The sequence below is a fragment of the [Mycobacterium] stephanolepidis genome (genome assembly GCF_002356335.1).
Lineage (GTDB): Bacteria > Actinomycetota > Actinomycetes > Mycobacteriales > Mycobacteriaceae > Mycobacterium > Mycobacterium stephanolepidis.
Genome location: NZ_AP018165.1, coordinates 1,611,304 through 1,624,083, shown reverse-complemented (window position 1 = coordinate 1,624,083; position 12,780 = coordinate 1,611,304). Strand labels below are relative to the sequence as shown.

The following is a 12,780-nucleotide window of genomic DNA, read 5'->3' as shown; positions in this document are numbered from 1 at the left end:
TCATCGTCAGATCTCGCCTTCTTCAATGGGATCCACATCGTGGCGGCCACCGGCATCGGTCCACGCCACCCACGGCGCGGCGTGGAAGTACTGCAGCGCCACCGCCTCACCCAGTTCCCGGCAGGTCTGTTGTAGGCCGGCCAGTCGTGTCGGCAGGTCCTCCAGCAACACCCCGGGACGCATGAACTCCAACTCACTGCGGGCCCGGCCCAGCAGTCGCTGCGCCTCGGCGCGCGCACCGACTCGGCTGTGTGGCTGATGATCCAGCTCCTCCAGGCTCAGCTCGGCCTGCCGCAGCGAGTGGAACACCGAACGCGGGAACAGCCGGTCCAACAGCATGAACTCGACGACCCGGCTCGCGTCCAGGACCCCGCGATAGGTGCGCAGGTAGGTGTCGTGCGCGCCCGCGCTGCGCAACAGCGTGACCCAGGCGGGTGAGGATGCGCGGTCACCAACACGCGACAGCAGCAGCCGCACCGTCATATCCACCCGCTCGATGGAGCGGCCCAGCACCAGGAATCGGTAACCGTCGTCACGGCTGAGCGTGGAGTCGGCAAGTCCCGCGAACTGCGCGGCGCGCCCCTCCACGTAGGTGAAGAACTCATGCGGGCCGAGTCTGCGGGCGGCGCGCTCGCGATCTGCCAGCGCGTTGTAGGTGGTGTTGAGGCACTCCCACATCTCGGTGGACGTCACTTCGCGTGCGCCGCGGGCATTCTCACGCGCTTCGGAGATGGAGTCGACGATGGACCCACCCTGCACTCCCCTGCTGAACGCGACGAGCTCGGTCAGTGACCACACATCGAGCACGATGTCCGGCGCGTCGATGCCCAGCACACGCAGCAGCACCCGGGAGGCATGATCGGGATCCACGCTGGCGTCCTCGAGCAGCTGGTGCACCGTGACGTCGAGGATGCGCGCGGTGTCATCGGCACGCTCGACATATCGGCCAATCCAGTAAAGCGACTCCGCGTTTCGCGCCAGCATTAGGACATCACCTGCTGTTGTTGTTGCTGCTGTTGCACCTGCAGACCCGCGGTGGCCGCCTCGGGCCCCTGTTCCACCTCCGCCGCCTTCGGCAACTCGGGGACCACCTCAGCCCCCGAGAGCTCACGCTCGGCGACAGAGGCCCGCGAGGCCAGCACCCAGGTGTCCTTGGAGCCGCCACCCTGACTGGAGTTGACCACGAGCGAGCCTTCCGGCAGCGCTACCCGGGTGAGGCCACCGGGCAGCACCCACACGTCATCACCGTCATTGACCGCGAACGGGCGCAGATCCACGTGCCGAGGCACCAGCTGATCGCCGATTTTTGTGGGCACCGTGGACAACTGGACCACGGGCTGGGCCACCCACCCACGCGGGTCCGCTCTGATCTTCTTGGCGATCGCGGCGCGTTCCTTCTCGCTGGCGTCGGGGCCGAAGACGATGCCGTACCCACCGGACCCCTCCACCGGCTTGATGACGAGCGCGTCGATGCGGTCAAGCACTTCCTCACGCTCGTCGTCGAGCCAACATCGGTAGGTGTCCACGTTCGCCACTATGGGTTTCTCACCGAGGTAGTACTCGATGATGGTCGGCACGTAGGTGTAGACGAGCTTGTCGTCCCCCACTCCGTTGCCGACGGCGCTGGAGATGACGACGTTCCCGGCGCGCGCGGCGTTGAGCAGACCCGCGACACCGAGCACCGAATCGGGACGGAACTGCATGGGATCCAAGTACGTGTCGTCGATCCGGCGGTAGATGACGTCGACCTGACGCTCCCCCTCGGTGGTGCGCATGTAGACCTGGTTGTCGCGGCAGAACAGGTCGCGTCCCTCGACAAGTTCCACACCCATCTGGCGGGCCAGCAGGGAGTGCTCGAAGTAGGCCGAGTTCGCCACACCCGGTGTGAGAACCACCACGGTCGGATCGGCCTCGTTGGTGGCCGCCGACTTGCGCAGGGCGCGCAGCAGATGCGAGGAGTAGTCGTCCACCGCGCGCACCCGGTGGGTGGCGAACAGATCGGGGAAGACCCGGGCCATGGTGCGACGGTTCTCCATCACGTACGACACCCCGGACGGGGACCGCAGATTGTCTTCGAGTACCCGGAAGGTTCCCTGCGCGTCACGCACCAGGTCGATACCCGCGACGTGGATACGCACCCCGTTGGGCGGATTGATCCCGGCAGCCTCGCGGTGGAAGTGCTCGCAGGATGTGACCAAGGCACGGGGGATCACTCCGTCACGCAGGATGTCCTGATCGCCGTAGATATCGGCCAGGTACATCTCCAGCGCCCGGACCCGCTGAGCGATGCCACGCTCCAGCCGTGACCACTCGGCCGCGGCGATGACGCGCGGCACCAGATCCAGCGGAAACGGGCGCTCTTGACCCGATAGCGAGAAGGTAATGCCCTGATCGATGAATGCCCTGCCCAGCGCGTCGGCACGCGCGGCAAGGTCAGCAGCATCGGTGGGCGCCAACTCGGCGTAGATCCCCTTGTACGGCCCACGCACGTTGCCATCGGCGTCGAACATTTCGTCGAAGGCCTTGGAGTAAGCGCCCTTCTCGGATACCAGTTCGCGGTAACCGCCGAATATCTGGTCATCTCGCCGGGTTAGCCGTGGCGTTGCCGCCGTGCGTGTGGGTCGCCCCGAGTTCGGCATCACTGTTCGCAGGCTCACCTTGCCTATGCTGCACCAACTCGCCGGATTCGGCAGTGCGTGCGCGCGTATCGCCGATACTTGCTGGATACCTGGACGCAATCTGGCGTTGTGCGACCACCCGTCGGTTTCAGGTTTCGGCCAGACCCCTGGTAGTCTCTTCCCTTGCGGCGCTGCTCAGCTGCCCCGGATCCAATGATCTGGAGGCCGCCGCCCTACCAGACGATTTACCGAAGGACTTAGACGCGTGGCCAATATCAAGTCGCAGGAAAAGCGCATCCGTACCAACGAGCGTGCCCGGTTGCGCAACCAGGCGACCAAGTCATCCCTGCGCACGGCCGTCCGCGGATTCCGCGACGCGCTCGCCGAGGGTGACAAGGAGAAGGCGGGCGAGCTGCTCGTCTCGACCAGCCGCAAGCTGGACAAGGCCGTCACCAAGGGCGTCATCCACAAGAACCAGGCCGCCAACAAGAAGTCGGCGCTGGCCCTGGCTCTGAACAAGCTCTGATCTAGTTTTCCGATCAACGCCGAGCGCGCGAGCGCGCTCGGCGTTTTTCGCGTCTTGAGGCGGCCCCCGGCGGGGTCAGGTGTTCACCAGCTGGGCCACCTTGCGCACCGCCGATTCCAGGGCGTAGTCGGCATCGGCCGCCACCCCCTTCACATCGGCGTTGAGCGCGGCCACCACCCTGATGGCCTCGGCCACCGCGTCACGCGACCACCGGCGCGCCTGCTTCTGCGCCTTCTCGATACGCCAGGGCGGCATCCCGAGTTCGGACGCGGCCGCGTACGCGTTCTGCTTGATCGGTCCCACCCGGGCGATGGTGTGCACCGCCTCGGCGAGCGCATCGGCCAACAGCACATGCGGAACGCCCCGCTGCATCGCCCAGCGCAGCGCCTCCGTCGAGCCGGCGACATCACCCACCACCGCCTTGTCGGCGATATCGAATCCGGAGACCTCCGCACGTCCGGAGTGGTAGCGGCGCACCGCGGCCTCGTCGACGTTGCCGTCGGTATCCGATACCAACTGCGAACACGCGGCGGCCAGTTCACGAATGTCGGAACCGACGGCATCGATCACGATGGCGACCACATCGGCATCCACCTTCTGCCCGAGGCGGCGGAATTCCTTGTGCACGAAGTCGGCCCGCTCGGCGGCCTTGGTGATCCGCGCGCAGTCGTGGACCGCGGCACCGAGCTTCTGCAACGTGGCAGCAAGCGCCTTCGCGCGACCGCCCCCCGAATGTTGAACGAGCAGAAAGGTTCCCGGCGGAAGATCGGCAGCCGCCTGCTCGATGAGGGTGACAGAGTCCTTGCCCGCCTCGGCGGCGGCCTCTACGACGATGACTCTCTCGTCGGAGAACAGCGAGGGGCTCAGCAGCTCGGCCAGCTCCGCCACATCGACCTGCCCCGCGCGCAGCCGGTTGACGGGGATGTCCGCACCCGTCTTACCGCGCACCGCGTGCAGCACCGAGGTCACCGCACGCTCGACCAGTAGTTCTTCGTCTCCCAGGATCAGGTGCAGCGCATCGGTCACCCGACGATCGTCCCATGCCGCAGGGACAGGGAGCGATTAGCACGTACCCCTGTTTGAGCCGAGAAATTCTGGAAACATTACCGACCAGTAGCACTGTTGCTCCCCCACTCAGCGGACAGGATGGCCGGTCACATGACAACGGAGTCTCTGCACATCATCGCTGCTGCCGACGAAGGCGGCGGCGCCGCGCTCGACCAGGTGATCGGCATGTCGGTGGCTGCCACGATCGTCTCGGGCGGCCTGCTGTGGATCGGATACCTGCACCGCCAGCGACGCATCACCTGGCTCCAGAACCTCGCAGACAAGGTGGGCAACAAGTTCAATCGACCACCCTGGGTGGCGCTGCAGATCTGCCTGTTCGTCTCGACGATCGTCGCGGCGCTGTTCGGTTTCATCTGGGATGTCAGCCTGCACATCGGCAAGGGCCGCGACGCGGGCCCGCTGGCCAATCCCGGCGCATTACTTCATCCTGTTCGGATTGTTCCTGCTGTTCATCGCGGGCACGCTGGCGATAGTTCTGCCCTATGACAGGCCCGGTTCGGCGGCGGTGCGCATCACCCGCACCTGGTACGCACCGGTGGGCGGTCTGCTGATGGCGATGTGCGGCCTGTATGCGTTGATCGGGTTCCCGTTGGACGACATCTGGCACCGCATCTTCGGCCAGGACGTCACGCTGTGGGGCCCCACGCACCTGATGCTGATCGGTGGTGCCGGACTGTCGCTGGTCTCCGTGCTGATCCTGGAATACGAAGGCCGCCGGGCCATCGGCTTCAATGCAGATGACGACACCAATTTCGTGAAGTTCTTGCGCTACTTGTCCTTCGGCGGCTTGTTCATCGGACTGTCGGTGTTCCAGATCGAATACGACTTCGGTGTCGAACAGTTCCGATTGGTCCAGCAGCCCATGATGATCGCCGCGGCCGCTGCCTTCGCCGCGGTGTGCGCGCGGACCGTGATGGGCCGCGGCGCGGCCATCATCGGCGCCCTGCTCGCGATCGTCCTGCGGGCGGCGGTCTCGTTGCTTGCCGGACCCATCCTCGGCGGACCCACGAGTTGGTTTGCCCTGTATCTCGGACCGGCTCTGGTCGTCGAACTCATCGCACTGACCCCGCTCATCAAGCGCCCCATACTGTTCGGCGCTATCGCGGGGCTTGGGGTGGGCACCGTCGGCCTCTGGCTGGAATCGCTCTGGATCGGCGCCGTCTATCGCTACCCGTGGCCACTGAGCATGTGGCCGGAAGCGCTGGCGATGTCGGTGCCCGCCGCCATCGCGATGGGCGTCTGCGGCGCTCTGCTCGGCATGGTGCTCACCGGCCAGAAGCTGCCCAAACGATCTGTGAGCATCACGGCGGTCGTCCTGACGGTGCTGGTGCTGGGTGCCGCGGTAGCAAACGGCTTGCGCACCGAGGTGCCCGAACATGCCACCGCGACAATCACATTGAATGAACTGTCCAACGACGGCGGTAAGCGGATGGTCTCGGCGGACGTGGTGATCAACCCGCGCGACCTCATCAGTGACGACCCCGAATGGGTGACAATCCTGTCCTGGCAGGGCGGACTGGCCAATGATCATGGTCTGGCCATCGACAGGCTGCAGAAGATCGGTGAGGGCCATTACCGTTCGACACAGCCCATTCCGGTGTATGGGTCGTGGAAGACGCTGCTGCGTGTGCAGGACGGCACCACCATGACCGGGGTGCCGATCTTCCTTCCCGCCGATCCCGGTATCGGCGCACCGGAGACACCAGCGTTGACGTCAAGCACCCGTCCGTTCACCCAGGAACTGACGATCCTTCAACGTGAACGCAACCAGAACCATCCCTCGTGGCTGTTCAACGTGGCATCACTGGTGGTGCTGTTCTGCACGCTGGTGCTCATCGCCGCATTGAGCTGGGGCGCCGGACGTATCAATGGCACCGAAACTCGCAGCGCCAGTGACGCATTGCCGACTCCGGATCCCAAGGAGCCGGTGTCGCACGGCCCATGAGCGTCGAATACCTGGCCGATCACTCGCTGCTGTTGGCGTTGCCCGCGTTCGCACCCGCGGTTGTGGTGGCCGGCGTGGTCATCTGGGTGGCTATGCGGGACCGGCGCCAGGCCGACGAGGACGATCCGCTCGGCGAAGAAGAACACCCCGACTAGGAGGAATCAAGCATGACGATGAGAGCCCTGACCGCGATCACCATCGCAGTGTTGGCCTGTGCCGGGTGCACCACCTCGACGAAGGCCCCGGCCACCGACTCCAGCGCGCCGCCCGCACCGCTGACCATCAACGTCACCATCAAGAGTGGAGTCGTCACGCCGACCAACGCCACGCTGCAGACGCGCGTCGCCGAACGCATCGTGATCCGCGTAGACAGCGATACCGCCGACGAGTTGCACGTTCACTCGACTCCGGACCATAGCTTCGAGATCGAGCCGAAGAGCGGCCAGACGTTCCAGTTCAGCGTCAGCGTGCCCGGAAAGGTCGATGTCGAGCTTCACAAGCTCAAGAAGACGATCGCGACGATCTCCGTCCAGCCGTGACGGCCGATCGGTCGACGGCGGTACTCGCCCACGGGCTGGGTGGTTCGTCCGATCTTCCGATCCCCTACTCCTACGCACTGATTGGCGCGGCGTGGGCATTGACGTTCACCTTCGCCGTGGTCGCACTGGCCTGGAAAAAGCCCCGGTTCGACCCGAGTCGGCCCGGGCGACCGCTGCCCGCCTGGGTCACTGCCGCCGCCGATAGCCCGGCCACCCGCCGGGTCGGCACCGCGCTGGTGCTCCTGGCAACCGCGTGGATCGGCGTGGCCGCGGCACTCGGCCCGCAGGACGCCACGAATCCGCTGCCCGGTGTCTTCTACGTTCTGCTGTGGGTCGGCGTGGTCGCGCTGTCGCTGCTGTTCGGGCCCGCCTGGCGGGTGCTGTCACCGGTGCGAGCCGTGTACCGAGTACTACCGTTCTCGCGACGGCCCCCACCCGCCGATTACCCCCAGCGATGGGGATATTGGCCGGCGGCCGCGGGTCTGTACATGTTTGTCTGGCTCGAACTGGCCAGCACCGACCCCGGATCGCTTGGCGCGGTGAAGATCTGGCTATTGGTGTACGTGGCGATAACCCTCGCGGGCGCGCTGGCCTGCGGCACCCGCTGGTGTGCGCGAGCCGATCCGTTCGAGGTCTACAGCATGGTGGCCTCGCGGTTGTCACCGTTGCGGCGCAACGCCGATGGCCGTATCGCTGTCGGCAACCCGTTCGATCATCTGCCGTCACTACCGATTAGGCCGGGCATCGTGGCGGTGCTCGCGGTGCTGCTGGGTTCGACTGCGTTCGACAGTTTCTCGGCCATGCCCGGCTGGCGCGCATTCGTCGACGAACTTGCCGGCGACTCGACGATCGCGGCCGTCACGATCCGAACCGTTGGGCTGACGGGCTTCGTGGCCACGGTTGCCACCACCTTCTGGCTTGCCGCGCGCGCAACCGGCGGTGTCACCGCGTCCACTCGTCGCACTCTGCCAGGCCTGCTGGCGCATTCACTGATCCCGATCGTCATCGGATACGTGTTCGCTCACTATCTGACCTATCTCGTGGAGCGGGGTCAGCAGACGCTGCTGCGGCTCGCCGACCCCCTCGGGCGAGGATGGCTCTCCGATGTCGACGTCTCCTATGTCTTGTCGATGCACCCCGCAGTGCTTTCCACCCTCAAGGTGGGATTCGTACTGGCCGGGCATATCGCGGGTGTGGTCGCCGCGCACGATCGGGCGCTGCGTGTCCTGCCCACGAAACACCAGGTGACCGGCCAGTTGGCGATGATGCTGGTGATGGTGGGCTACACCTTCACCGGGCTGTATCTGCTGTTCGGTGGGTGACCGCATTGCCACCCGAATTTAAGGTTTTTCTAAGAAAGTAAGAGGTTCATAAGAGTAGGGTGCATCGGGACGAAAGGATCTGCGATGACACCTGAAATGCGGGAACACAGAGATCACGCGGTAGTTCTCGGGGCCGGAATGGCTGGACTATTAGCAGCCAGGGTGCTCTCGGAGTCTTACGACATGGTCACCGTGGTCGAGCGCGACGAATTGAAGACCGCAGCCGTGCGCAGCGGCGTGCCCCAGGGGCAGCACATTCATCTGTTCATGAGCTCGGGCACGCAGGGGTTGGAGCGGTTGTTTCCCGGAATCCGCGACGAGCTCCAGGCGAACGGCGCCACGGTGTGCGACGAGGGCGACCTGTCGCGCATCACGATGCTGATCGGGCCTCGTGAGATCTTCCATCGATCGGGGAAGTTCGGTGACCCCGAAACGCTGCGGCTCTACCTGGCGACCCGACCGTTTCTGGAAATGCATGTACGACAACGTGTTCAGCGTCTGGACAATGTGAAGTTCCTGGACGGCCATGACGTCATCGAGCCGATGACCCAGGGGCAACGCGTCACCGGCGTTCGGGTGGCACGGCGATCTACCGGCCTCGTGACGACGTTGATCTCGGATCTGGTGATCGATGCCACCGGGCGTACACCGCGGACCCAAACCTTCCTCGATCGGCTCGGCTACCCGCGGCCTGCCGCGGTCCGCATGGAATCGCCGGTGACGTACGCGAGCCAGCTCCTGCATGTTTCCGACGACGCCGACATGGACAAGCTCACCTTCTTCAACCCTGCGCCCGGACGCCCGTACGGCGGAGCCATTGCGCGCTGCGAGAACGGCACCGTGATGCTGACCCTGGGCAAGTTCAATCTGGGCGATCCGCCCAGCACCTTCGATGAAATGATTTCGTTCGCAGCGCAATTCGTGCCCGGGCGGCTTCTGGACACCATCCGTTCAGCGGTACCGATAGGTGATGTGCACGTCTTCAGGTACCGCGAGGCCCTCTGGCGACGCTATGACCAGATGGAGCAGTTCCCGGAGGGCCTGCTGGTGATCGGTGATGCGATGTGCAGTCTGGACCCCATCAAGGGCCAGGGTATGACCATGGCGCTCCTCGAAGCAGTCGCGCTTCGGGACTGCCTCTTCGAGGGTGATGCCGACCTGGCCCGCCGGTACTTCCACACCGTCGGTCGGCAGATCAACACGGTCTGGCAGCACAACAAGCTATCGGCACCGCTGTTCACCGCAATGCCTGCCGACACCCCTTTCACCCAACGCCTGCTGTGGAAGCTGATGGCATGGTGGTCGGACAGGGTCATGATCGCAGCACGCAACGACATTCAGATCACCGAGACGATTCTGCGTGTCAACAACATGCACGATTCACCGCTGTCGATGCGACGGCCCGCATTCCTGCTGCGAGTACTGCGTCACTGCTGGCGACGTCACGACACACCTGTACCACAGGCACCTGAGCGTCAACTCGTCTTTGCCGGGACCTAGCCACGGCTAGCTGACCAGCCTCGCCGAGATGACCACTGCGAGTACGCACAGCGCCCCGGACCAGGCCAGCGCTCGAAACCACCGTCGACGCCACAGCCATACCGAAATACCAAGCAGCACAGCAACCATAACGAAGCCAACCGCTCCTGAGGGCACCGGAATCGCCGTCGATCCACCCGCCGCCGCGTAATCGGCGACGCGCAGCAGCCACCACAGTTCCGGGCCACAGAACCGCACCAGCACACCTGCGGCCGGCGGTGAGATGACGGCAAGCCCCGCAGCTGCGGTACCGAGGATGGTGATGGGTGCGATCACGCACCCGGCGACCAGATTGGCCGCGATGGATGCCACGCTGACGCTTCCCGATATCGCGGCGATCAGCGGTGCGGTAACCACCTGTGCGGCCACCGCGATGCACAACACATCGGCCAATGGCTTGGGCCAACCCCGCGCGGTCAGGCGCAGCGACCAGCGCGGCGCCAACACCACCAACGCCGCCGTGGCGACCACCGACAAGGCGAAACCGATATCAACGGCAAGACCGGGCGACAGTGCCAGCAGAATCAAAGTCGTTGCCGCCAAGGCGGGTATCGCCTGTCGACGCCGCGCGGTCAACACGCCGAGTAGCCCGATCGCACCCATCACCGCGGCGCGCAACACACTCGGTGAGGGCCTGACGAGGATGACGAAGCCGATCAGCACAAGGCCCGCCAACACTACCGAGGCCCGCAGTCCGATCAGCCGTCCCAGCAGCAGCATGGCCCCGCACACGATCGACACGTTGGCCCCGGATACCGCCATCAGATGGGTGAGTCCCGATGTTCGAAACATCGCGACGGTGCCCGCATCGAGCGCACCGGTGTCCCCGAGTACGAGCGCCGGCAGCAGTGCGGCTTGCTCGGCGGGCAGTACAGTTCGCGCGACCTCGACAAATCGATCGCGAACACCATTGGCCGCCCCATCAATTGGTGAGCGACCGATGACCCTGGGCTCTCCCGTGGCGGTGAGCGTCGCGACAGTCAGGTCGCGGCGGGTGGGGCGCGTGATCACCGCACGCAGCTGCACCGTGTCTCCGACCTCAATCGCACCCAGTAGTGGCGCCGACCCGAAGACAACCACGGAACCGGCGCTCGGGAGTGCGGGATCACCCAGTGCTACAAGGTCGGCGCGTAGCATCATCCGACCCCCGGCGATCGGCCTCGGGTCATCGAAGACCCGCAGCTGCACCGCGACAACCTGTCCCACGCGAGAGCGCAAAGGATGATTCTGCACTCCATCGCGCCGGAGGGCCGCAGCCACCGAGAATCCAAGACCGGCAATCAGGACGACGAGCGCCGCGCCGACGAAGACCTTGTTCAGGCGGTGGCGAGACAAGTGCACCGCAAGCACCCCAACACCCAGTACGCCAGCACTGAAATGTCCTATTGGCCACATGATTCCCGCGGCGGTCGCCGCCCAGGCGGCAAGCGCGGGCGGTACCAGCCGCAGGTCCAGGACGGAGTCTTCGGGGCGGACCTCGTTCACCGGATTGGCTTGGGTCACAGCACGACGAGGGCACGCAACTTGTCCAGCCGCGAGGGACCGATCCCGTCTACCTCCGAGAGCTGGTCGATGCTGGTGAACTTGCCATGCTCGGATCGCCACCGCACAATCGACGCCGCCATGACCGGTCCCACGCCGGGCAACTCATCGAGCTCGGATTCCGTTGCCGTGTTGAGGTTTACCCGCCCCGACGGCGCTGTCCCTCTGGCTACGATACCCGCGGAGGGCGATTGCCCGGCGGCGATGATGGAACTCGCCATCCCCGCGGGCTGACCGGGTACAGGAGCCAGGCCGACCACGATCTGGTCGCCATCGGCCACCGGCCGAGCCATGTTCAACGTCACGATATCGGCGCCGTCGGCCGCACCTCCGGCCGCCGTCACCGCGTCGGCGACCCGCGCACCGCTGGCCAACGTGACCAGGCCCGGTCTTTTCACCAGACCGGCCACACTGATGACCAACGAACTGGGCGCCGACACCGAACTCGATGAAACCGGTTGCACCGGAGGCAGATGTGCGCTCACCGGAGGCGGCGGCTGACGCATCACGGTGAAAACAGTGACCAGTACTGCCAGCACGCCAATGGCACCCAGGGCCACGACCCCGGCACGACCGGGGTCGGTACGGACGGACTCCAACCAACCCCGCGCACCGTCCGTCGTCAATGAATCCGGAAGCCAACGCAATGCGGAATCCGGTTCCGCACCTGCCGCCGCCCCCACATCGTCGTCATCGTCGTCCAGCTCGCGCCCGGGCGGTGCGAGGCGTCGGTGCAGCAGCTCGGAATCCATATCTCGACGCTAGAAAGCGCCCATGCATCCGGCCAGGGATGAAGCGGGATCTGTGGATGAATACGGAACTGTGGAAACCGAGAGCGACGTCAATCCACGGGTTCGGCGCATACCCCGACGGCACCTGGGCCCACATGCACCGCCAACACCGGCCCCATCTCCGAGATCACCGGATCATGCGCGGTGAGCAATCGCGAGCACACCAGCTCGTTGACCTTCTCCGCGGTTTCGGTGTTGTCGACGTGGTGGATAGTCACCGAGACACGGCGCTCCCCCACAAATTCGACGATGTTGTCGACCATCGCCCCGATCGCCTTGGTGGCGGTGCGGACACGCTGCGCCAAAACCAGCTTGCCGTCATCGTCGATCTGCAACACCGGCTTGAGCGCCAGCGCGGTACCCAGCCAGGACGAGGTGGCGCTGATACGCCCGCTGCGCCGCAGATGGTCCAGCTTGTGCACCACCATGACGCATCGACTGCGCCCGACCGCATCCCGTGCCGCCTGATATGCCGCGCTGAGATCGGCACCCGCCGCCGCGGCCCGCGCCGCGGCCAGCGCGACGAAACCACTACCCATCGCGGCCGACCGCGAATCGACGACATGGACGCGATCGCCGTACTCGCGAGCGGCCTGTTCGGCAGCCTCGAATGTGCTGGACAGTCTGCCGGACAGATGGACCGCGACCACGCCGTCACCGCCGCTGTCGATCAGGGCCTGCCGATACACCTCGCTGAGCTCGGCGGGTGAGGCACCAGCGGTGGTGGCACGTCCCTTCTCGTACACCGAGGCGGGGATGAGATCCACACCGTCACGCAGATCCTGCTCACCGGTCAACACGTGCAACGGCACTAGCCGGATACCCAGCAGGCCGGCATCTTGCGGCTGCAGTCGCGCCCCTGAATCCGTCACCACCACAACCGGCATGGG

At 65.4% G+C, this 12,780-nt stretch carries 11 protein-coding genes and 1 pseudogene; 6 read left to right on the top strand and 6 right to left on the bottom strand.

The features are described 5' to 3' along the window. Positions 1-6: 6 nt before the first annotated feature. Positions 7-984, bottom strand: coding sequence for an alpha-E domain-containing protein (locus MSTE_RS08080; RefSeq protein WP_096500315.1), 978 nt, complete (start codon positions 982-984; stop codon positions 7-9). After that, entirely contained in the window at positions 984-2,639 is a 1,656-nt protein-coding gene (locus MSTE_RS08075; RefSeq protein ID WP_162291596.1) for a circularly permuted type 2 ATP-grasp protein, read from the bottom strand. The genes MSTE_RS08080 and MSTE_RS08075 overlap by 1 nt, the downstream gene beginning before the upstream one ends. Before the next feature lie 244 nt (positions 2,640-2,883). Between MSTE_RS08075 and rpsT the strand changes: the two genes are divergently transcribed. Next, entirely contained in the window at positions 2,884-3,144 is a 261-nt protein-coding gene (gene rpsT, locus MSTE_RS08070) for a 30S ribosomal protein S20 (protein ID WP_030095153.1), read from the top strand. Between the two features lie 75 nt (positions 3,145-3,219). On the opposite strand, the gene holA is transcribed toward rpsT, so the two are convergent. Further along, positions 3,220-4,170, bottom strand: a complete 951-nt coding sequence (holA, locus tag MSTE_RS08065; RefSeq protein WP_096500311.1) for a DNA polymerase III subunit delta — start codon at positions 4,168-4,170, stop codon at positions 3,220-3,222. Positions 4,171-4,302: 132 nt separating this feature from the next. Between holA and MSTE_RS08060 the strand changes: the two are divergent. From MSTE_RS08060 to MSTE_RS08040, 5 genes and pseudogenes are all read left to right on the top strand, one after another. Further along, positions 4,303-6,157: pseudogene (locus tag MSTE_RS08060) on the top strand (hypothetical protein). Beyond that, complete coding sequence (locus tag MSTE_RS25185; protein ID WP_096500309.1) at positions 6,154-6,312, top strand: hypothetical protein; 159 nt, start codon at positions 6,154-6,156, stop codon at positions 6,310-6,312. The pseudogene MSTE_RS08060 and the gene MSTE_RS25185 overlap by 4 nt, the downstream one beginning before the upstream one ends. 12 nt (positions 6,313-6,324) lie before the next feature. Then, positions 6,325-6,696 carry a hypothetical protein gene (locus MSTE_RS08050; RefSeq protein ID WP_096500307.1) on the top strand — a complete coding sequence of 124 codons (372 nt, stop codon included), beginning with the start codon at positions 6,325-6,327 and terminating at the stop codon, positions 6,694-6,696. After that, positions 6,693-8,018: a hypothetical protein gene (locus tag MSTE_RS08045; protein ID WP_096500305.1), complete on the top strand. Its 1,326-nt coding sequence runs from the start codon at positions 6,693-6,695 to the stop codon at positions 8,016-8,018. The genes MSTE_RS08050 and MSTE_RS08045 overlap by 4 nt, the downstream gene beginning before the upstream one ends. 84 nt (positions 8,019-8,102) lie before the next feature. Then, complete coding sequence (locus tag MSTE_RS08040; RefSeq protein ID WP_096500303.1) at positions 8,103-9,518, top strand: NAD(P)/FAD-dependent oxidoreductase; 1,416 nt, start codon at positions 8,103-8,105, stop codon at positions 9,516-9,518. A gap of 6 nt (positions 9,519-9,524) precedes the next feature. Here MSTE_RS08040 and MSTE_RS08035 read toward each other — a convergent pair whose 3' ends face one another. The 3 genes from MSTE_RS08035 to MSTE_RS08025 form a co-directional block, all read right to left on the bottom strand. Then, the gene (locus MSTE_RS08035) at positions 9,525-10,952 is read right to left on the bottom strand and encodes a ComEC/Rec2 family competence protein (RefSeq protein ID WP_096505611.1); all 1,428 of its coding nucleotides are present in this window, start codon (positions 10,950-10,952) and stop codon (positions 9,525-9,527) included. Between the two features lie 104 nt (positions 10,953-11,056). Beyond that, positions 11,057-11,851 carry a ComEA family DNA-binding protein gene (locus MSTE_RS08030; RefSeq protein WP_096500301.1) on the bottom strand — a complete coding sequence of 265 codons (795 nt, stop codon included), beginning with the start codon at positions 11,849-11,851 and terminating at the stop codon, positions 11,057-11,059. Between the two features lie 89 nt (positions 11,852-11,940). Next, positions 11,941-12,777 (bottom strand): DegV family protein, encoded by an 837-nt coding sequence (locus tag MSTE_RS08025; RefSeq protein ID WP_096500299.1) that lies wholly within the window; start codon positions 12,775-12,777, stop codon positions 11,941-11,943. Between the last annotated feature and the right edge of the window lie 3 nt (positions 12,778-12,780).